Origin of the sequence: Scandinavium sp. (assembly GCF_051650185.1) — a bacterium.
Classification (GTDB): domain Bacteria; phylum Pseudomonadota; class Gammaproteobacteria; order Enterobacterales; family Enterobacteriaceae; genus Scandinavium.
Genome location: NZ_JBOFIN010000002.1, coordinates 1 through 20,328, shown reverse-complemented (window position 1 = coordinate 20,328; position 20,328 = coordinate 1). Strand labels below are relative to the sequence as shown.

Genomic DNA, 20,328 nt, shown 5'->3' with positions numbered 1-20,328 from the left:
TTCATTTCGGGGGATGGGTGCTATGATCGGCATTGCTCAGTCCAGTTGGTGATTTTGGTTGGTTTGGCGATTGATCAGATCGCACAATCCGGGCTGAGTTCCCTTTAAGTGATCTACTATTCGGCGCAGCTATTTAGTCACAGTTAAGGAAATCAATCCTACTTTGATAAGGCGTTGATTCAATTGTGAACAACGAATGGCTTAATCGAGGGGGATTTATGTCAGATAAAGCAGCACTTAATAGTTTGGACGAGTTAAAAGCATTTCTTGAAGGGTTGGATCAAGGTGACAAATCACTGTCTATAGACTGCAAGAAATACGACGAGCTTGGGAAGCCAATTCTCAATGTGTTGATTTTATTATGTGCTCTTGTTCCTCCACCTTACGGGGAACTTATCGCTAAAGTTCTTCAAAATGCGCAGGATGCATTGAATAAGAAATGCGATATCAAGTAATCGATTTTTATATGTAAGCCCTGCTTAATTTGCAGGGCCTTTTTTATAGAGCCAGGTACGCCTGCACGCAGACCAACCCGATACCGTGTATGTGACCTGAGCAGGGCATCACGCCAGTGGAACACAACACCCGCGAAAGTACGCTGCGTCGGGAAGGGATCGGGTCATATGCATTTGAGATGATTTAAATCATGCAGAAAGGTTGCCACACTCATTCGGTACCTGGCTTAACGTCAGGTAGCTTCGACACTAAAAAATTCACGTTGAGCGTTGAGGCACACAGCCAGGAAGAAGCACTGCAGAAATAGTCTGAAGCAATTAATGCAGCGCGCGAGACTGGTATTCAACTCAAAGAATCTGTGGTAACGGTTGGCGCCGTTACTGCCAATTACTTTTACCCTTATCGACCACATTGTGGAATGATAGGACTCTATTGAGATGAATGATTAAGCGACCTGGCGTCCAATAGTGACCGGGAGCAGAATCACTACCTCCCAAAATGGAACGTATTCTGGTGATAGCATGAACGTATCTCCTTTCCAGTAAGCTATCAATCTGCGGTGAAACTCTGCCATATTGCATCCTGCGTTGAAGATATTCATGTCGCCACGATGATAATCATCCGTGGTGACTTCGAAAATTGGGGAACTTACTTTCGATTGGCTCATGCCACGGAAGTGTTTTGCATGGTCTAATTCTTCACATGCAAACATAGATTGGAGGCGGGAAGGCTTTTGAGGAAAGTGTAACTGGCGAACCAGTTCAAGGCTGTATTCAATTGCCCCTGATGCATTATTCGCTGGGTTGTGAATTCCAAACTCTAAGTGATAAGCCAAACCATGATTCGATAACCCATTAGCATAAACGGGGTTTTGATGAGGGTTTGCTGCTGGCGTGATATTTAGCTGAAAAGATTCATTTTCGCGGAGTACACCGCGTCTATCGAGTGTGTAGAAAGTTGGCATAACAATTATCCTTATTTTGTTGTTTTCAACATGCAACTTTTTACTCCGAGCAAACGAAAGGCTCAAGATATAAATGCCCGCAAGAACGCCCACCCCATGCCGTGTATGTGGTTGCGACGCGCTGGTTAGCGACCGCTCCGGTTACTGCGAAAACCACAAGAGCGAAAGCTGGTCACGTCACCGAAAGCAAAAAATTTCTGGCAAGAATTCCTATGGAGCTAAATGGCGCAGGCAACGTGATGCTGCGATGAGTCGTGACAGTGGGCTGTGTAGGCTGAGTCTGGCTGCTGGTAGTGAATGGATATAATCGATCGATTACGTTTTATCGATTGGTCAAAAACGATCGTTGACGTGATTGCTTTTGTAGAGAGCGAAAAAAATCCCGAGCCGTAACTGGCCTCGGGCGAAGATTACATGAAATTTAGTAAGGTGATGCCTCAAGATGAATCTCGGCCAGATAACTTGTATTTCTGAAAGAGTAAATTTCCCCGCGAACTTGTAAATATAACTGTCCATCTCTGACTGTAACAGTCGCGTTGTCATCAGCAGTAATCATGAACGGTGTTTCACCTTCAATATGCGTCATGAAGTCTTGCTCACTCTTTTTCGCATCATACAGATAATAGTGATACGAAAACGATGTCATCGCACCAGCGCTGGCTTGCGTAATGTATAAGACGACCAGGTTGTTAACTTTCACCTTCTTATACAGTTCCTGGCTAACAGGAAAGTTAAGAAAATGGAAAATGGACCCAAATATTACGATCATGAAAAATATTGGTACCAGAACATAACGTTTCTTAAAAACCCGTACGTTTTGCATAATCTATCCCGCATTTAATCCAGAATTGGTCGTCAGGATCGTCACCGTACGGTGGTTGTCCATACCAAACCCCGTCGCGAATCCTGCCATTACCCGATCTGGATTGAGCCCACCCGGCAGCCCGCAGTAAAACAGGTTCAGTTATGCCAGCGGCTGTGCCGACTGCGCCATAGTGAAAATTGCCAAAATTTTCATATTGCCGACCAACCCGTGTTTTATAATCCCAAGGACCATGTAATCTTACCTGCTGATAAAACCATTCATATGTCAGAGCTGATGGCCTACGATGGAATTTAGCCATCATCATGTTACTGACGATGTTTACCCCAGGTGGTGCGAAAGAGGAAACATCGAACGGCGGGTGCGGTGAGGCCGCTAATGTTGGGCATCTCACGCTTGTGCTCTCTCTTTCCAGCTATCGGTAAACATAATGTTCCCGTCGCAGTGCTTCCAGGTGATTCGCTCATAACGAAGTTCAACGCACTCAAGGTGGTTATGCTTCTCTTTGGTTGAATCTTTGGTGTCATGCATCACTGGTGAAACGCCTACAACCTTTACATTCTCAAGCAGCATATTGAAGTATTCAGCCTCCTGACCGGCATCATTGATGCGGTACCATTTAAATTCTGCTGTTTTGAGTGTCTGGCCTGTGGCAACTGCTTTGTAAAGGTAGGGGCTGGAGCTATCAAATTCTTTCTGGATAAGCACGGCTGAGTGCTTGCGTGTTCCGGTAAGTTTCCCCGTCATTCCGTCAGTGGGGATGCTCAGGTTATGGGAAAAACCGGTGATCTCAATACTGCCTTCGCGGTCATATACATCCACCGATCCTTTGATATCCGCGCCGCCGTCATCCTTTAACCACAGATAAGCTGGTATAGCCATTTCGTTTGATCCTTCAAGCTAATGATATGAGTGAAAAAAGCACAACCACTATAAAATTGTTATGAAGGAGGGTCCAGAAAAATAGATATTTATCAGTATGATATGTGATTAGTTTGCATTCTGCAGATAAATGATTGGTGATGGATATCGGGGGCAAAGCGTGAAATGGTTCGCTGGTGATTGTGCGATTAGCGAGTTTGCCCTGAAATTCTCGGTTACAGGCAAAAAAAATCCCCTTCGCTTCGCAGGGCAAAGGGGAAAGCTTGCAATAAATATTATAGTATCGGACTCACTTTACGGCTTACAGGGATATGCAGCACCGCAGGTGATGGGTCTGAAAGTTGCGCGTCCAGGGAATATGGATTCAGACAGACCTGAAATGCAATTCAAAATGCCGCCGGGATGAGCAAGCACATCGCTTTACATTTCGGAATTCATGGTATTGAGGAAGTGGAGTGGGTTCAAACGGCAACTTGTTTTTTTTTGCATTTTAATCCGCAACAAGTGACCTTTTACTCAGGCGTGACAATCTCGGGGTACAGCAGTGTCTCCAGATAACTGACCATCACCCAAATCTGGTTACTGAAAATAAACCAGACGCAAACCGCCAGAATAAGCAGCACAATGATTATCAGGGCAATTTCGGTTTTGCTCATAGCCAGACTCTTTCGCCTGCGGAAAAACGGAAGGGAGTGGCCTGATGATAACGAAAGTTCTGTGTCCGACGCAATCGGTGTAAGGGAAGGACTCTGCCCGCTGGCGGGCAGATTATCCGGTTTCATTTGTCTGTAGCGGGGAACAGGGCGGCAAACTGCACGGCCATATCGTCCAGCAGCGCAAAGCGACGACGGTATTCAGCGCGTTTTTTGCTGGCAATCTCTTCGAGCGATTTGCGCTCTTGCTGCACAGGCAACTCCCAACGGAACGCATTGCGTTTTACGCCCTCAATCGAAGCCCAGAACTCATCGTAGCTGGCATGGAAGTGACGGCCTTTGCTGAAGCGGTAACGCAGAGCGCGGAAGACGTGGCCGTTATCGCTCACGCCGCTAAGCGTAGCTATTCCACACTGGCTGGCCAGCAGGCCAAAAAACTCAATCAGGATGCGTTTGGGGAACACTCCGTAGCAGGCGCGAGTCGCGAGCTTAATCACCTCATGCGATACGCCACGACGTGGCCCTTGCAACCCGCCAACGACCAGTTCCCAGCCTTTGCTGCCGCGCGTGATGCAGAAGGTTGCGCTGGCAAGTACGGTATTTTGCGCATCACAGAACCACACTGTGCTTTCGCCTTCACGCTCGGCTTTGTGTGCACAGGAGGCATACAGGGTAAATACTGCGCCATCTTTGCCTTCCAGCTTCAGCAGTTCCGTGGGCTCTGTCGCCGTCAACGCAGTCACTAATGCCGGGCTTTGCACTGAGTCGATAAATTCGTAATGCCCGATAATCGCATCTGCACGCTGCGTAGAGGATAGGCCACGAGCCAGATACTGACGGTGTGTTTTGCTCGGCAGCGTCACCTGAGCTTTTAACAGCTGCATGAAGTCCTGGCGCTTGCCCAGGCTGTCCAGCATCCGCCGGGTGGCTGAGTAGAAAATCACCGTGCGCAGTAAGAATTTCAGGCGGTAGTCCACCTCTTTCCAGATTGGCGCAGGGGTTAACTTGCCTTTGACTAAATCTGAAATAAGATGCGCGCGCGGCGCAGGTGAATACCCGGAATGCAGTGTATTGTCCGACACGATAATAACCTCATCATTGCTATGAGGCTATTTTAGCGGCGTAGCGGGCTGAGCTTAATGGACGGAGAAAGTATATTCCGGGTTTGTTTATCCTTGATTTAAGTTATTCACCCGTATCACGTTAAGCACCACCTCCTATACTTATATCAGGAGGCATCACTATGTATCAGAGAATTGACGGTACGCAGTGCCAACACATCTGGTTAACCGGCGATTTGCATGGCTGCTATCGCGTGTTAATGAATAAGCTCAATGCGCTGAAATTTAATCCTTATAAGGATTTACTTATTTCGGTCGGGGACCTTATCGATCGGGGGCCTGAAAGTCTTAAATGCCTCGAACTGATTCACCAGAAATGGTTTTTTGCTATTCGTGGTAACCACGAACAAATGGCGATGGATGCTCTGGAGCATCGGCAGCTGTCATTATGGGCCCTGAACGGCGGCGCGTGGTTTGAAGAAGGCTCTGCGCAAGCTAAAGCGGAGGCCAGACAACTGTTGCTGGAGTGTCATCAACTGCCTTACATCATCGAAGTGGATACGCACTCTGGCGTTCATGTGATCGCGCATGCCGACTACCCGGCGGACAGTTATCACTGGCAGAAAGACGTCGACTGGCATCGGGTGTTATGGGACAGACAGCGTCTGAGCGATCATCTGGAGGGCAGGCATTCAATCATTGCTGGCGCGGATCACTTTTGGTTTGGGCACACGCCACTGAAACATCGCTATGATGCCAGCAATCAGCATTACATCGATACCGGAGCCGTGTTCGGCGGAGAGCTAACGCTGGTGCAGTTACAGTAATTACAAATCGCTGTAGTGCTGTGCCGGACGCCAGAAACCGTCGATAAAATCTTCCACCGGAAAACATCCTCCCTGACGCAAACGCTGATCGTCCATCGCGCGTACGCACTGAGGCTCAGTGTTATAGACATCGACCACGATATCTTCACACCCTCCGTCGAGATAACAGATAAACAAAACCAGAGCGAACATCGTGTCCTCACGTTAGTGCAACGTAAGGTAAGTGTAGACAAAGCGGAGCGGGGGATAAATAACCCGCCTGCGGGCGGGTTCTCTTTGGGTTATGCGAGGCGCATCACCCAGGCATCGGACTGGCGATCGTAGTGCTGACGGTAAAGGACAGAATGTTCCCCATCAAGAAGGGCGGGAACGCTGGTATCGGCATCCCAGGCATCAAGCTGCATGCACAAATCGGGATCGGATTTACAGGGAATGCTTAACGTTCGCTCCCCTTGCTGCTCGCCATGCAGCTCGGCATCATCGATTTCGAAGGCGCCAATGCGTACGCTGGTTTTCGTCATAATGCTCTCCGGTTGTCTGCTTTGTTGTGGTACGACCAGTTAGGTCGCCCATTTTTCAGCGTAGACAAGCCGGAGCAATTTGCCAGTCAGAACGTGCTTATTTTTTCCTGTGCTACGCCTTGCCTGCGAAGAGTTTGCCGTCGCGAACCAGCTCGCGAGGGTAGCTATTTTTCAGCCGGGAACCGACTTTTTTGGCAAGCCCTAACGGATGCCCTTGAAACGTCACAATAACATCATCACGGTCCGGCGGGGTTTCAGGCCAGACATCGCGTCCGCGATACCACTCTTCGGCTTCTTCCTGGGTGAGTTCAAAACGTGCGCTTTTTTCACCCGCGAGGGCGATAACGGCTTCATGCTGCCAGCGGAACCCTTTGTTGAATGTCTCTGCCAGGCGCAGGCCAATACGAGAAAAACGCACTTTGCCGAGTAGCGGTTCTATCTCTGTCGGGAAAAGCCAAATCTCTTTATCTCGCTGCCAGAGTGAATGCGTTTCATCCCACTGCAAGCCAACCGCTTGTGCAGCTTGCACCACAGCGGCCGCTTCGCGGGTTTTCATTGGCACGAACGGGAATTTACCGACTTTGTAACCCGGTGCAGGCAAGGCAGGGATCGCGGTGGTTTTACGCAGCCTGGCCACGAAGAAACCTTCACAATCATAAATTTGTGGGAAGACGTGCATATAACCTTCGGCGGTCAACGCTTTATCCGCTTCCGGGAAGAGCGCATTCAGGGGCGTAATTTCAACAGCCTGCGGATACTCGGCCAGCAGCCAGGCCAGCACATCCTCGTTTTCTTCCCGATTGAGTGTGCAGGTGGAATACACCAGTATTCCGCCAGGCTTTAACGCATGAAACGCACTTTCGAGAAGTTCTCGCTGGGTCTGGGCAATGGCGTTGTTACTGTCGACAGACCAGTTTTTCAGCGCGTCGGGATCTTTACGTACCACGCCTTCACCGGAGCAAGGCGCATCCAGCAGAATGGCGTCGAACGCTTCCGGCATGGCGGCACCAAAAACGCGGCCATCAAAATGGGTCAGGGCGACGTTGGCTATCCCGCAGCGACTGATGTTGGCGTGCAGCACTTTGACGCGGCTGGCGGAATATTCGTTGGCAAGAATTGCCCCCTGATTATTCATGCGTGCAGCAATTTGCGTGGTTTTAGAGCCTGGGGCCGCTGCCACGTCCATGACTCGCAGAGGATGATGGCCTTCGGCAAAAAGCGCTGCGACCGGAAGCATAGAACTGGCTTCCTGAATATAAAACAGGCCACTCAGGTGCTCCGCTGTGCTGCCCAGCGGCAGGGCATCTTCGTCTTCGCGCTCAATCCAGAATCCTTCTTCGCACCACGGAACCGGCGTCAGCTGCCAGCCATAAGGCGCGACTAACTGAAGAAAATCATCCACGGAAATTTTCAGCGTATTGACGCGAATACTGCGTCGCAGCGGGCGCTGACAGGCGGCGATGAAATCATCAAAGGAGAGATGAGCAGGCATTGCTGCACGCATCACCTCAAGGAAAGAATCGGGAAGGTAAGCCACTAAACGCACCAAATCTGAAAAGAGAAGGCGCGCAGTTTAGCACACCGACTCCGGCTTCTTACAACCGGAGTCGTGCGGGATCAGCGAGGCAGGGCGGTGCCCCATTCGCGCCACTCTTTCGGTTCGGTATCCTGCAACAGGAAGTGTTTGCCTTCCTGCGCTTTCGGCGCCAGTGGCGTGCCTGGCGGCGTTGCAAACGAAATGCCGCCGCGGATGAACTGGTTGAACGTCCCGGTCTTCACCACGCCGCCGATGATGCCGAAATCGAGGTTGTAGCCTGAAGCCAGCCAGAACACCGAGTTGTTTCGCACCAGATGCTGGTAACGCTGGCTGATACGCAGGGCAACCATCACGCGATCCGACAGCGAACCTAATTGCAGGCCAGTTACTGTGCCGACTTCGATGCCACGGAAGAGAACTGGTGTGCCGATGCTGAGTGAGCCTGCTTCCGGCGCTTCCACCACAATGCTCAGGCCATCGAGGTAACGAGAATCAGTAATGGTGGCCTCCTGCAATTCGAAATCGCGGCGCGGATTGCCGCCGCGACCGGGTTCGACGTTAATGTACGGCTGCAAAATCGTATCAAGATGCTCAACGCCCGCCGCAGAAATCTGCGGGGTGATCACTGAGAAACGTGTTCCGCCGCGCGCGAAGGTATTCACGTATTCAGGGTAAAGCACCGCTTTCGCCTGGACTTCATTACGCGAGGTGATGAGCTCCAGGGTCTGGATTTGCCCGATATCAATGCCCAGGTACCGAATGGGCATCCCCGCAGACAGCTTCCCGGCGTCAAAGGCGTGCAGCGTGATTTGCCCACCAACCGCGCGAGCCGCGGTTTCAGAAGGGTAAAGAATGCGTTTGTCACCTTTACGAGCGCCAGCCCCTGCGCCGCTCAGGTTGTCGAAGCTGATTGCGCCACGTAGCGCACGTGAAAGCGGCGAGGCCTGTACGGTCAACCCACTGCCATTCAGCTGCACTTTTGCGCCGCCTTCAGCCCAGAACACGCTGTTTTGCGTCAACAACTGGCGATATTCCGGCTTGATATGCAGGTCGATATCAAACGCATTTGCACGAGGGCGAACGGTGATAACCTGGCCGACTTCAAATTTACGGTACAGCACCACGGAACCCGCCTGAACATCCGGCAGGGTGTCTGCCGTCAGCGTCATGGTGGTGGTCGGCAGATCGCCCAGGCTGTTTTCCAGCGCTTTTTCCAGATTGGCAAACAGCGGGTACTCGGTCTTCATCGGCCCTTTATCGCCGGGCAGAATGCGAATGCCGCCGCTGATCCACTCACTGGCGCTGGCCCCGAGGAACTCAATCCCGTCAAGGCCGACTTTGACATCGACACGGCTGTTTACCACAAACTTGCTGTCGCCATGCACCAGGTCGCGATACTGAGGGTCAATCGCTATCGAGAAAGAGACGCCTTTATTTGACAGGTTACGTTCCAGCACCTGACCGACTTTGATGCCATGTAAAATGACTGGCTGCCCGGCATCAATGCCATAAGATTCAGGTGCGGTAAGTGAAAGGGTGACCACACCGGGTTCCTGCAACAGCGTTTTATCGGCTGGCACCACGACGAAATGATCGCGTGGTTCGCCTTCACCCGGCACCAGTTCAAAGGTGCTGCCGGTCAGCAACGAACTGAGATTGGTGTTATCGAGCGACAGCTTAGGGTTGTGCATCTCAATACGCGTATTTTCACGTAAGAGGTTCACCACGCTTGGGTCAACGGTCATTTCGCCAGTGACAGCACCACCCGGATTGAGATTCAGCCTGGTTAGCTGACCCACTTCCAGACCCTGATACATCAATGCGGTTGATCCTGCTTTGAGGCCAGCACCATCTGGTAAATCCAGTTTGACGATCACGCCGCGCTGGCTGTGCGCCAAATCTTCGTACAGCCCAAACTCATCGTTTTGTGCCGCCTCTTTGGAATCTGCCGGAGAGTCAAAGGCGATCGCGCCATTCACCAGTGCTGCCAGGCTTTCGAGCTGGACTTTCGCGCCGCTGAAATCCACGTCGGCTTTAATACCAGAGACGTTCCAGAAACGGCTGCCTTTTTTCACCAGACTGGTGAAGCGACGTTCAATGAGCAGGTCGATGGTCACGCCTTGCTTATTGGCGTTGATCGAATAGTCGTAAACCTTGCCGACAGGGATTTTACGGAAATAGACCAGCGAGCCGCTGTTCAGTGACCCCAAATCTGGCGCATGAAGATGGATCATCAGCTCGCCGTTGTTGAGCCGATAGCGCGGCTGGGTATCCAGTGCGGTAAAGTGCTCCTGGGGATTCCCCCCGCCGGGCATCATTCCGATGTAGTTCCCGCCGACCAGCGCGTCAAGCCCGGAAACGCCAGCCAGTGAGGCTTTCGGCGTGACCAGCCAGAACTGCGTTTCGTCTTTCAGCGCATCTTTCATGTCGCCTTTGATGCTGGCCCTGACCTGAATTTTGTTCAGATTTTTAGTCAGGCGCACTTCCTGGACGGTGCCCACTTCCACGCCCTGATACCGCACAGGCGTGCGGCCGGGGACAATACCGTCGGCGGACATAAAGTCGATGGTGATGGTGGTGCCGCGATCCTGATAGCTGTTCCAGATGAGCCAGCTGGCAATCATCAGCGCGATGACCGGCAGCAGCCAAAAGGGCGAGATACGGCGTTTTGTTTTAATTCTCGCTTCAGTCGGTGAAGCGGGCGTTTCCTGACTCATGTGCATCCCAAAGTAAGCGGCTGTCCAGCCATTCAACAGCAAGAATAGTCAATATTACCGCAGCGCCGAAATAAAACGCAGCGGGTCCCATAGTAAAAGCAAGAAGCTGGTCGCGGTTGATGAGCGACATGGTTAACGAGATGACGAAGAGGTCGAGCATCGACCAGCGGCCAATCCAGGTGACCAGGCGCAGCAGCAGAATTCGGGTTCGCAGGCCTTGCTCACACTTAAAATGAATGGAAATCAGCAGCGTAAGCATCACCAGCACCTTGGTGAAAGGCACCAAAATACTGGCGATAAACACCACGGCGGCGACCGCGACATTACTGTTCGCCAGGCCCATGATGCCGGACATAATAGTGTCTTCCTGACGCGCGCCGTTCACGTAGATAATCGAAATGGGCAGCAGGTTTGCCGGGAGCAAAAAGATGATTGAGGCAATCAACGCAGCCCAGCATTTTTGCAGACTGTAGGGCCGACGGTGGCGAAGCGGAACGTGGCAACGGCGACAGCGGCCGCGGCTATCCGCAAAGCCCGTATGATGGCATCCAGGACAAACCTGCAACCCGGGATCGGAACGGAGGGCAGGGCGCTGGGGATAAAAACGATCCCAAAGCTGTTCCACGTTGAGGTGGATAATCGTCAGGATGCTCAGCAGCACCAGGGAGATAAAGGCGATGAGCCCAATGCCCGGTTGCAGGAACGCATAATCCTGCACTTTGATGGACGCCACGCCAATGCCGACCAGGTAAATATCCAGCATCACCCATTCCTTGAGCCTTTCGAGCATCAGCAGCACGGGGCGCAAATTCATGCCAAGAATATTGCCAAGCCACAGGTAAGCGATGGAGATAACCAGCACCAGCGGCGCACCGACGGCGCAAAACAGCACCATGGCGGCAGGAATAGGGTCGCCTTGATCCGTCATCTGCCAAATACCTTGCATCAAATCGGCATCGATACGCACGCCAAGCAAATGAAGCCTGAGCAGCGGCTCGCTCCAGGCAAAAGGCATCAGCAGCAGCATGGTGATGGCCATCGCGGCAAGGCGCGTTAATGACCAGTCACGCCCGTCACGAATTTTGGCATCGCAACAGGGGCAATAGGCGCTCTGATGCGACTTCACCACCGGCAGGCTGAACAGCGTGTCACACTGCGGACAGCGGTGGAACGCTGGCGGTGCGATGGGATTGCCGATGGCATGAACCGTGATTTTTTTCGCAGGCGTTATTTGAGAAGCTCGTAGTGCCATTTATTCGCTTTAGAAATGAATGTATAACTCTATCTTAACCCATGAATGGATTCATCTTGAGCCTGAGCGCATTTAATGCTTATGTAAAGAGGCTATGCGTCGGCATTAACCGGCATCGAAGATGTCCAATAAGTGATTGAATAATGAACAAAACAGAGTTTTACGCGGATCTTAACCGCGATTTTCAGGCATTAATGGCAGGTGAAACCAGTTTCTTAGCGACTCTCTCCAATACCAGCGCGCTGTTATTTGAGCGCCTGTCTGAGGTTAACTGGGCAGGTTTTTATCTTCTTGAAGGCGACACGCTGGTTCTGGCTCCTTTCCAGGGCAAGATTGCCTGCGTGCGAATCCCGGTTGGGCGTGGTGTCTGTGGAACAGCCGTCGCGCAAAATCGTGTTCAGCGTGTGGAAGATGTGCATGCCTTTGACGGCCACATTGCCTGTGATGCTGCCAGCAACTCCGAAATCGTCCTTCCGTTAGTTGTAAACGGCCAGGTGATTGGGGTTCTGGATATCGACAGCCCTGAGTATTCGCGCTTCACAGCGGAAGACGAACAGGGCCTGCGCGAGCTGGTTGAGCACCTCGAAGAGGTTCTCTGTGCGACCGATTATCACAAATTCTTTCAGCCTGTCGCAGGATAATCAACGGATAACGTAGCATTTACCGATGGCGTCATTATAATGACGCCTGTTCATGCCCGCGGTATGTTGGCTACGTCCGTTGTAATCAGGAAATTTCATGGAAAATCAACCTAAGTTGAATAGCAGTAAAGAAGTTATCGCTTTTCTGGCCGAACGATTCCCACAGTGTTTCAGTGCTGAAGGCGAAGCACGCCCGCTGAAAATTGGTATTTTTCAGGATCTGGTGGCGCGTGTTGAGGGTGAGATGAATCTCAGCAAAACCCAACTTCGTTCCGCTTTACGTCTTTATACGTCCAGCTGGCGCTACCTGTACGGCATCAAAGCGGGTGCGACCCGTGTTGATCTCGACGGTAACCCTTGTGGCGTTCTGGATGAACAGCATGTGACTCACGCTCGCCAGCAGCTCGAAGAAGCCAAAGCGCGTGTGCAGGCCCAGCGTGCTGAGCAGCAGGCGAAAAAACGCGAAGCCGCCATTGCTGCGGGTGAGCCTGTCGATGCGCCACGTCGTGAACGCAAACCGCGTCCGGCTGCACCGCGCAAAGACGCAGGAGCAACCAAGCCACGCAATGCCGCCAAACCGGCCGCTGCTAAAGCGCCACGCCCGGAGCGTGAAGAGCGTTTTACCCCTGTATCAGATCTGTCTGCATTGACCGTGGGCCAGGCCCTGAAAGTTAAAGCAGGCAACAATGCAATGGACGCCACGGTTCTGGAAATCACCAAAGATGGCGTTCGTGTACAGCTGACTTCTGGTATGTCAATGATTGTACGCGCAGAACATTTGATGTTCTGAAACGGAGGCCGGGCCAGGCATGAACAAACTCTTTAAGGTCACCGCGCTCGCTGGCATGCTGTTAATGGCAGGCCAGTCGTTCGCCGTGGACGATATTACGCAGGCTTCCCAGATTCCCGTTCTTAAGGAAGAGGCGCAGCACGCGACGGTGAGCGAGCGTGTCACGTCTCGCTTTACCCGTTCTCATTATCGCCAGTTCGATCTTGATAACGCGTTCTCGGCGAAAATTTTTGACCGCTATCTCAACCTGCTGGATTACAGTCACAACGTGCTGCTGGCAAGTGATATCGCGCAGTTTGAACCGCGTAAAACGCAGATTGGCGACGAGCTGCGCAGCGGTAAGCTGGATGTTTTTTACGATCTCTACAATCTGGCGCAAAAACGCCGCTTTGAGCGCTATCAGTATGCGCTGAAAGTGCTTGAGCGCCCGATGGATTTCACCGGCAACGACAGCTTCAATCTGGACCGCAGCAAAGCACCCTGGCCGAAAGGTCAGGCCGAGCTGAATGCGCTGTGGGATGGCAAAGTGAAGTATGACGAGCTGAGCCTGAAGCTGGCAGGTAAAAACGACAAAGAGATCCGCGATACGCTGACTCGTCGTTATAAATTCGCGATTCGTCGCCTGGCCCAGACTAACAGTGAAGATGTGTTCTCGCTGGCGATGACTTCGTTTGCCCACGAAATCGATCCTCACACCAATTATCTTTCCCCGCGTAACACTGAGCAGTTCAACACTGAAATGAGCCTTTCTTTAGAAGGGATCGGTGCTGTGCTGCAAATGGACGATGACTACACCGTCATCAACTCCATGGTGGCTGGCGGCCCGGCTGCGAAGAGCAAAGCGATTAGCGTAGGCGATCGTATTGTCGGTGTAGGCCAGACAGGCAAGGCAATGGTCGATGTGATCGGCTGGCGTCTTGATGACGTGGTGGCGCTGATCAAAGGGCCGAAGGGCAGTAAAGTTCGCCTGGAAATTTTGCCTGCGGGCAAAGGCACGAAAACACGTATCGTGACGCTGACGCGTGAACGTATTCGTCTCGAAGACCGCGCTGTGAAAATGTCCGTTAAAACGGTAGGTTCGCAAAAAGTGGGCGTGCTGGATATTCCTGGTTTCTATGTCGGTCTGACGGATGACGTCAAAGCGCAACTGCAGAAGCTGGATAAACAGAATGTCAGCAGCATTATCATTGACCTGCGTAGTAACGGTGGCGGTGCACTGACAGAAGCGGTTTCGCTTTCTGGCCTGTTTATCCCTTCCGGCCCTGTGGTTCAGGTGCGTGATAACAACGGTAAAGTTCGCGAAGACAGCGACACCGACGGCGTTGTTTATTACAAAGGCCCGCTGGTGGTGCTGGTCGACAGATTCAGTGCTTCTGCGTCGGAAATCTTTGCCGCAGCAATGCAGGACTATGGTCGTGCGCTGATTGTGGGTGAGCCAACCTTCGGCAAAGGCACCGTTCAGCAATACCGTTCACTGAACCGTATTTACGATCAGATGCTGCGTCCCGAATGGCCTGCTCTGGGTTCCGTTCAGTACACCATTCAGAAGTTCTATCGCATTAATGGCGGCAGTACTCAGCGTAAAGGTGTCACGCCGGATATCATGATGCCGACAGGCAGCGAAGAGACGGAAACGGGCGAGAAGTTTGAAGATAATGCGCTGCCGTGGGATAGCATTAATGCTGCGACCTACGTCAAATCAGGTGATCTGACGCCATTTGGCCCAGAATTGCTGAAAGCGCATAATGATCGTATCGCCAAAGATCCAGAATTCCAGTACATCATGAAAGATATTGCTCGCTTTAATGCACTCAAAGAGCGCCGCAATATTGCCTCACTGAATTACGCTCAGCGTGAGAAAGAGAATGAGGAAGATGATGCTACACGTCTGGCTCGTATCAACGATCGCTACAAGCGTGAAGGCAAACCACCGTTGAAGAAACTGGACGATTTGCCGAAGGATTATCAGGAACCGGATCCGTATCTGGATGAAACTGTTCATATTGCCGTCGATTTAGCGGATATGGAAAAAGACAGACCGGCGGCCGATCCGAAAGCCACCAAGTAATCCCCCAACAGGCACAAGAAATTGTGCCTGTTTTTTTATCTGCCTCTTCAGCCCGTCAGCGAGTTGCCTGTTAATGTAAAGTTGTGTTTTTCTCGTGACTTAGCGGCCTCCGATAGTTGAAAATCCTCGTAATACCCATACGATATGGGGTATCGCATAGTGCGTATTGTTATAACGAGGTTAATAAAATTATGATGCGAATTGCGCTCTTCCTGATGACCAACCTGGCCGTTATGGTGGTGTTTGGGCTGGTGCTAAGCCTGACAGGAATTCAGTCGAGCAGCATGACCGGCTTACTCATCATGGCGCTGCTCTTTGGTTTTGGTGGCTCCATCGTTTCACTGATGATGTCGAAATGGATGGCGCTGAAGTCCGTGGGCGGGGAAGTCATCGAGCAACCACGTAATGAGACTGAACGCTGGTTGATGAACACAGTGGCACAGCAGTCACGTCAGGCAGGCATCGCCATGCCGCAGGTTGCGGTGTATCACGCGCCGGACATCAACGCGTTTGCTACCGGTGCTCGCCGTGATGCCTCTCTGGTGGCTGTCAGCACCGGGTTGCTGCAAAACATGAGTCGTGACGAAGCGGAAGCTGTTATCGCGCACGAAATCAGCCACATCGCGAACGGTGACATGGTGACCATGACCCTGATTCAGGGGGTGGTGAACACCTTCGTTATCTTTATCTCCCGCGTTATCGCGCAGATTGCAGCCGGTTTCCTTGGTGGCAACCGCGATGAAGGGGAATCCAGCAACGGCAACCCGCTGATTTACTTCGCCGTCGCAACGGTACTGGAACTGGTGTTTGGTATTCTGGCCAGCATCATCACCATGTGGTTCTCACGTCACCGTGAATTCCACGCGGATGCGGGGTCAGCCAAACTGGTTGGCCGCGAGAAGATGATTGCCGCGCTCCAGCGCCTGAAAACCAGCTATGAGCCGCAGGAAGCCAGCAGCATGATGGCGTTTTGCATCAACGGGAAGGCGAAGTCTATGAGCGAGCTGTTCATGACTCACCCACCGCTGGACAAACGCATCGAAGCGCTGCGCAGCGGCGAGTATCTGAAATAACACATTCACAGCACGACCCTAAGCGAAGCGCCTCATTTGAGGCGCTTTTTTTATGCGCCAGCGCGCGGTTGCGTGATGCGCAGACCGCTGACAATAGCGGCTACCACCGCCAGGCTGCCTGCGAGGAGCAGCGACGTATGAGTGCCGTGCGTCCCAAAGAGGTTGAACATCAGTGCCACCAATGCGGCCCCGGTACTTTGTCCAAGCAAACGCGCGGTGCCTAGCATCCCGCTGGCGCCACCGCTTCGGTTGCGCGGGGCAGAAGATACGATGGTGTGGTTATTGGGCGACTGGAACAGGCCAAAACCTGCGCCGCACAGGATCATCCGCCAGATAATATCCAGGTCGTGCGGCGATGAGGGCAGCAAAGCCAATGCAAACAGCCCGCAGGCCATGACGGCCAGGCCCAACGCACCCAACAGCCCTGCGTGAACTTTCTCAATCAGATAACCGGCGAGAGGTGCCATTACCATGGTGGCGAGCGGCCACGGAGTCAGCAACAATCCTGTTTCGACTTCGCTACGCCCCATCATGGATTGCAGGAAGAAGGGAAGAAAAACCAGCGCCAGCATCTGCGCACAGAAGGAACAAATGGACGTGCAGATGGAGAGCGAGAAAATCGGGATGCGCAGTAAATCGACCGGGAGCAGCGGAACTGGCAGCTTCAACTGACGCCGGACAAAGAAGAACCCGACTATCAACATGGTAGCAATTTCAGCCAGAACCAGCTGAAGGGATTGCCCCTGAGCGAAGCTGCTCAGCGCCGTGATCAGCAAACCAAACGTTAAAGCATTCATCACCGCGCTGGGCAGGTCAAAGCGTGAGGCCTGATTGCGAGCTGGGTTTGCTGGCAGGTAACGCATCGCCAAAACGAACGAGATAATCCCCAGTGGTACGTTAATTAAAAACAGCCATTGCCACGAGGCGACAGAAAGGATTGCCGCTGCAATGGTCGGGCCTGCGGCGGAAGACACCGCCACAATGAAGGAGTTGATACCCATTCCGCGGCCAAGAAAACGCTGAGGATAAATCAGACGAATGAGGGCCGTATTGACACTCATTAGTGCAGCGCCGCCAAGCCCTTGTGCGACACGCGCCAGGGTCAACATTTCCAGTGAATGCGACAGGGCGCAGACGAGCGAAGTGCAGGTAAATACCACCAGCCCACATTTATAGATGCGTCGGTAGCCGAACATATCACCCAAAAAGGCGAGGCTGAGTAGCGAGATAACAATCGCAATTTGGTAGGCGTTAACTATCCAGATAGAGGCGGCGGGTGAAGCGTTCAGGTCACTGGCTATGGTCGGCAGGGCCACGTTGGCAATCGCGCCATCGAGCACAGCCATTGAAATGCCGAGAATAATCGTGAGTATTGCGCCGTAGCGCTGCGGGAGCGGCAAGCCGTCGGGGGCTGTTTTATCCATGTGAAAAATAGGTCTTTCTTGAAATCATTATGCAGATAATTATCTTAGCATTGATTATTCAGCAGTATGTCGCAGATTTGTAACGAAGCGAGAGAAGAGTGATTGCGGTGAAAGCCGCGCGAAATTATAATAAAAACCGGTTCTGATTTTTATAAAACAGTCGCGATGAGGTGATGAATGGCAGTTGCGGATTTGGATAAACAGCCAGATTCTGTCTCTTCTGTATTGAAGGTGTTCGGCATTTTGCAGGCCCTTGGGGAAGAGCGTGAGATAGGGATCACCGAGTTGTCACAGCGTGTGATGATGTCGAAAAGCACGGTGTATCGTTTTTTGCAGACCATGAAATCGCTGGGTTATGTGGCGCAGGAAGGCGAATCAGAGAAGTATTCGCTGACCCTCAAGTTGTTCGAGTTGGGTGCGCGCTCTCTGCAAAATGTTGATTTGATTCGCAGCGCCGATATTCAGATGCGTGAGCTGTCTCGCCTGACCAAAGAGACCATCCACCTTGGCGCACTGGATGAAGACAGCATCGTCTACATCCACAAAATTGACTCGATGTATAACCTGCGTATGTATTCGCGGATTGGGCGCCGTAACCCGCTGTATAGCACCGCGATTGGTAAAGTGCTGCTGGCGTGGCGTGACCGCGAAGAAGTGAAGCAGATTCTGGAGCATGTGGAGTATAAGCGCAGCACAGAGCGTACTATCAGCGACACCGAAGAGCTGCTGCCGTTGCTCGATCTGGTGCGCGAGCAAGGCTATGGTGAGGACAACGAAGAGCAGGAAGAAGGTTTGCGCTGTATCGGCGTGCCGGTCTTCGACCGTTTTGGCGTGGTGATTGCAGGTCTGAGTATTTCCTTCCCGACGCTGCGTTTTTCCGAAGAACGTTTGCACGAATATGTCAGCATGCTGCACACCGCGGCGCGCAAAATTTCAGAACAGATGGGTTACAACGACTATCCATTTTGATAGCTGATACCACAAAAAACGCCGCACTTGATGCGGCGTTTTTGTATCGCTACGTTGCCGTTATCCTTTGTCGACAACCACTTCACTTTTGCGCAGTACAGGGCAGTTAGTTAACCCGATAATGCCACTGTCTGAATGAATGTATTGTGCGGTACTTGTGCCACGCGCGGTGACATATTTACACTGTAATCCCAGTCCACCGGCATTCTCATTGCTGCCAATAAGTACTCCATAGCCCGTTAAAAGCAGTGCGATCCAAACAATCGCGAGTACAATAATTGTACGAATCATCAAGCGCATATATGCCTCATTATTTTGACTTCCGTGCATAAGAGTAGTTTGTTCACGCTCTGAAACAAGTCGATGATTCCTAAAATGAACAGTCTCCAGTACAGTTAGCCGCGGTTTAAGGTTAGCGTGCTAATCTGTTGGCAAATGTGGTTACCCGGAGTGTGGAGTGAAAAAGTTACGGTGGGTCATTCTGATTGTTATCCTTCTGCTGGTATGTACATTGCTGTGGACCCAGATGATTAACGTGCTGTGCGATCAGGATGTTCAGTTTTTCAGCGGTATTTGCACCATCAATAAATTCATTCCCTGGTAAGCTTTTTTCTTGCCGATGATTTCCTTCCTCAGGCTGAGTGGTAGAATGAAGGCTTCAATTTGAGGTGGTGAAATGATTGATTTGATGAATTCCGGCATGCTTAATCTGGCCTCGCTGGCAGTTTCTTTACTGGTACTGGTCATCGGTCTTGTGCTGTGGTTCTTTGTAAACCGTGCAAGCTCCCGCAGCAATGAGCAGATTGAACTTCTGGAAGCACTTCTGGATCAGCAAAAGCGTCAAACGGCCTTACTGCGTCGTCTTTGTGAAGCGAACGAACCGGAGAAAGTTGAACCGGCAAAACCCGTAGAGCAAGAACAGGCTCAGGAAGAAGGTGACGATTTTATCCGTCTGGTGGCGGAACGTTGAGTCAGCACTCCTCCCGGTGGCCTTTGACTACCGGGAAGGGCATAACCCCAACGCTATACTCTTTTCTTCTTAATTATCACTTATCAGTCTTGACCTCCCTGACTATTCTCCGCACTCCACTTGCAAAATTTTTTTAATAATGTCTTTGCTTTTTTAGAAGATAGATTCCTAAACGCAGCGAAACGTTTTTATTGCGCCATAATGAGGCGTTGTCATACGAGATTCATTATTATGGTGCATCATCGCTCATATTTAACGCTGATATATTCCCTGAACTTTATAAGTATGGTCACTTCAGTCTGAAGCATATTTATGCAGGATTCTTTCGAAGGTTAGAAAAATGTCGGGTTTGCGCGGAGCGTCCTCGACAGATCTAAACGTATTGAGCTAGGGTAAAAAAGTGTTAGAAACGCTGTGTGCGACTACTGTCACAGGTTGTCCAGCGCAGCAGATAGAAGAGGGAAAGAGGCGCATAAATGTGCAGACAAACAAACTTTGTTTTGGGATTTGTGCGACCGATCGAGTCACGTTTAAAAATGGCTTGCCATTATTAACGTTGTATGTGATAACACGTTTTGGGTTAAACGAGGTACAGTTCTGTCTATGTGTGGCATTTTCAGTAAAGAAGTCCTGAGTAAACACGTTGTCGTTGAATACCGCTTCTCTGCCGAACCTTATATTAGTGCCTCATGCAGTAATG

23 protein-coding genes and 1 pseudogene are annotated in these 20,328 nt (G+C 51.5%); 11 read left to right on the top strand and 13 right to left on the bottom strand.

Going from position 1 to position 20,328, the window contains the following annotated elements; translation table 11 throughout:
- The first annotated feature begins 218 nt into the window (after window positions 1-218).
- Complete coding sequence (locus tag ACRCWW_RS00415; protein ID WP_438680633.1) at window positions 219-455, top strand: hypothetical protein; 237 nt, start codon at window positions 219-221, stop codon at window positions 453-455.
- 446 nt (window positions 456-901) lie between these two features.
- Here the strand turns inward: ACRCWW_RS00415 and ACRCWW_RS00410 are convergent, their stop codons facing one another.
- From ACRCWW_RS00410 to ACRCWW_RS00395, 4 genes are all read right to left on the bottom strand, one after another.
- Window positions 902-1,420 carry a hypothetical protein gene (locus tag ACRCWW_RS00410; RefSeq protein WP_438680632.1) on the bottom strand — a complete coding sequence of 173 codons (519 nt, stop codon included), beginning with the start codon at window positions 1,418-1,420 and terminating at the stop codon, window positions 902-904.
- A gap of 421 nt (window positions 1,421-1,841) precedes the next feature.
- On the bottom strand, window positions 1,842-2,120 hold the full coding sequence (locus ACRCWW_RS00405) for a hypothetical protein (RefSeq protein WP_438680631.1): 279 nt from the start codon (window positions 2,118-2,120) through the stop codon (window positions 1,842-1,844).
- A 100-nt stretch (window positions 2,121-2,220) separates the two neighbouring features.
- Window positions 2,221-2,544, bottom strand: coding sequence for a polymorphic toxin type 44 domain-containing protein (locus ACRCWW_RS00400; RefSeq protein WP_438680634.1), 324 nt, complete (start codon window positions 2,542-2,544; stop codon window positions 2,221-2,223).
- Between the two features lie 89 nt (window positions 2,545-2,633).
- Window positions 2,634-3,125: an Hcp family type VI secretion system effector gene (locus tag ACRCWW_RS00395; protein WP_438680630.1), complete on the bottom strand. Its 492-nt coding sequence runs from the start codon at window positions 3,123-3,125 to the stop codon at window positions 2,634-2,636.
- A gap of 160 nt (window positions 3,126-3,285) precedes the next feature.
- Between ACRCWW_RS00395 and ACRCWW_RS00390 the strand changes: the two genes are divergently transcribed.
- Window positions 3,286-3,531 carry a hypothetical protein gene (locus ACRCWW_RS00390; protein ID WP_438680629.1) on the top strand — a complete coding sequence of 82 codons (246 nt, stop codon included), beginning with the start codon at window positions 3,286-3,288 and terminating at the stop codon, window positions 3,529-3,531.
- A 106-nt stretch (window positions 3,532-3,637) separates the two neighbouring features.
- Here ACRCWW_RS00390 and ACRCWW_RS00385 read toward each other — a convergent pair whose 3' ends face one another.
- Both ACRCWW_RS00385 and ACRCWW_RS00380 read right to left on the bottom strand, forming a co-directional pair.
- On the bottom strand, window positions 3,638-3,781 hold the full coding sequence (locus tag ACRCWW_RS00385) for an Ecr family regulatory small membrane protein (protein ID WP_404656742.1): 144 nt from the start codon (window positions 3,779-3,781) through the stop codon (window positions 3,638-3,640).
- A 122-nt stretch (window positions 3,782-3,903) separates the two neighbouring features.
- A complete protein-coding gene (locus ACRCWW_RS00380; RefSeq protein WP_438680628.1) occupies window positions 3,904-4,860 on the bottom strand; it encodes a VirK/YbjX family protein in 957 nt (318 codons plus the stop codon).
- A 161-nt stretch (window positions 4,861-5,021) separates the two neighbouring features.
- Between ACRCWW_RS00380 and pphA the strand changes: the two genes are divergently transcribed.
- A complete protein-coding gene (gene pphA, locus ACRCWW_RS00375) occupies window positions 5,022-5,666 on the top strand; it encodes a protein-serine/threonine phosphatase (RefSeq protein WP_438680627.1) in 645 nt (214 codons plus the stop codon).
- Here the strand turns inward: pphA and ACRCWW_RS00370 are convergent, their stop codons facing one another.
- The 5 genes from ACRCWW_RS00370 to yebS all read right to left on the bottom strand — a co-directional run bounded on the left by ACRCWW_RS00370 (window position 5,667) and on the right by yebS (window position 11,693).
- Window positions 5,667-5,858, bottom strand: coding sequence for a YebW family protein (locus ACRCWW_RS00370; RefSeq protein ID WP_438680626.1), 192 nt, complete (start codon window positions 5,856-5,858; stop codon window positions 5,667-5,669).
- Window positions 5,859-5,947: 89 nt separating this feature from the next.
- Complete coding sequence (locus tag ACRCWW_RS00365; RefSeq protein WP_330983592.1) at window positions 5,948-6,187, bottom strand: YebV family protein; 240 nt, start codon at window positions 6,185-6,187, stop codon at window positions 5,948-5,950.
- A gap of 112 nt (window positions 6,188-6,299) precedes the next feature.
- On the bottom strand, window positions 6,300-7,724 hold the full coding sequence (gene rsmF, locus ACRCWW_RS00360; RefSeq protein WP_438680625.1) for a 16S rRNA (cytosine(1407)-C(5))-methyltransferase RsmF: 1,425 nt from the start codon (window positions 7,722-7,724) through the stop codon (window positions 6,300-6,302).
- An 80-nt stretch (window positions 7,725-7,804) separates the two neighbouring features.
- A complete protein-coding gene (locus tag ACRCWW_RS00355; protein ID WP_438680624.1) occupies window positions 7,805-10,441 on the bottom strand; it encodes an MlaD family protein in 2,637 nt (878 codons plus the stop codon).
- On the bottom strand, window positions 10,410-11,693 hold the full coding sequence (yebS, locus tag ACRCWW_RS00350; RefSeq protein ID WP_438680623.1) for a membrane integrity lipid transport subunit YebS: 1,284 nt from the start codon (window positions 11,691-11,693) through the stop codon (window positions 10,410-10,412). The genes ACRCWW_RS00355 and yebS overlap by 32 nt, the downstream gene beginning before the upstream one ends.
- A 143-nt stretch (window positions 11,694-11,836) precedes the next feature.
- Here yebS and ACRCWW_RS00345 point away from each other — a divergent pair.
- The 4 genes and pseudogenes from ACRCWW_RS00345 (at window position 11,837) to htpX (ending at window position 16,265) form a co-directional block, all read left to right on the top strand.
- Window positions 11,837-12,350: pseudogene (locus ACRCWW_RS00345) on the top strand (GAF domain-containing protein).
- An 81-nt stretch (window positions 12,351-12,431) separates the two neighbouring features.
- Window positions 12,432-13,124: an RNA chaperone ProQ gene (gene proQ / locus ACRCWW_RS00340; RefSeq protein WP_438680622.1), complete on the top strand. Its 693-nt coding sequence runs from the start codon at window positions 12,432-12,434 to the stop codon at window positions 13,122-13,124.
- A 19-nt stretch (window positions 13,125-13,143) separates the two neighbouring features.
- A complete protein-coding gene (gene prc, locus ACRCWW_RS00335; protein ID WP_438680621.1) occupies window positions 13,144-15,192 on the top strand; it encodes a carboxy terminal-processing peptidase in 2,049 nt (682 codons plus the stop codon).
- A 191-nt stretch (window positions 15,193-15,383) separates the two neighbouring features.
- Window positions 15,384-16,265, top strand: coding sequence for a protease HtpX (gene htpX, locus ACRCWW_RS00330; protein WP_097163801.1), 882 nt, complete (start codon window positions 15,384-15,386; stop codon window positions 16,263-16,265).
- Window positions 16,266-16,315: 50 nt separating this feature from the next.
- Here the strand turns inward: htpX and ACRCWW_RS00325 are convergent, their stop codons facing one another.
- On the bottom strand, window positions 16,316-17,689 hold the full coding sequence (locus ACRCWW_RS00325) for an MFS transporter (protein WP_438680620.1): 1,374 nt from the start codon (window positions 17,687-17,689) through the stop codon (window positions 16,316-16,318).
- 177 nt (window positions 17,690-17,866) lie between these two features.
- Between ACRCWW_RS00325 and kdgR the strand changes: the two genes are divergently transcribed.
- Window positions 17,867-18,658 carry a DNA-binding transcriptional regulator KdgR gene (gene kdgR / locus ACRCWW_RS00320; protein ID WP_438680619.1) on the top strand — a complete coding sequence of 264 codons (792 nt, stop codon included), beginning with the start codon at window positions 17,867-17,869 and terminating at the stop codon, window positions 18,656-18,658.
- A 60-nt stretch (window positions 18,659-18,718) separates the two neighbouring features.
- Here the strand turns inward: kdgR and ACRCWW_RS00315 are convergent, their stop codons facing one another.
- Complete coding sequence (locus ACRCWW_RS00315) at window positions 18,719-18,958, bottom strand: YobH family protein (RefSeq protein WP_330983582.1); 240 nt, start codon at window positions 18,956-18,958, stop codon at window positions 18,719-18,721.
- Between the two features lie 157 nt (window positions 18,959-19,115).
- Here ACRCWW_RS00315 and mgrB point away from each other — a divergent pair, with 157 nt between their 5' ends.
- From mgrB to ACRCWW_RS00300, 3 genes are all read left to right on the top strand, one after another.
- Window positions 19,116-19,262, top strand: a complete 147-nt coding sequence (mgrB, locus tag ACRCWW_RS00310; protein WP_404656753.1) for a PhoP/PhoQ regulator MgrB — start codon at window positions 19,116-19,118, stop codon at window positions 19,260-19,262.
- Window positions 19,263-19,334: 72 nt separating this feature from the next.
- Window positions 19,335-19,628 carry a YebO family protein gene (locus ACRCWW_RS00305; RefSeq protein ID WP_438680618.1) on the top strand — a complete coding sequence of 98 codons (294 nt, stop codon included), beginning with the start codon at window positions 19,335-19,337 and terminating at the stop codon, window positions 19,626-19,628.
- A gap of 603 nt (window positions 19,629-20,231) precedes the next feature.
- Window positions 20,232-20,328, top strand: a 97-nt coding sequence (locus tag ACRCWW_RS00300) for a DUF2627 domain-containing protein (RefSeq protein ID WP_369040611.1), incomplete at its 3' end; no start/stop codon positions are given.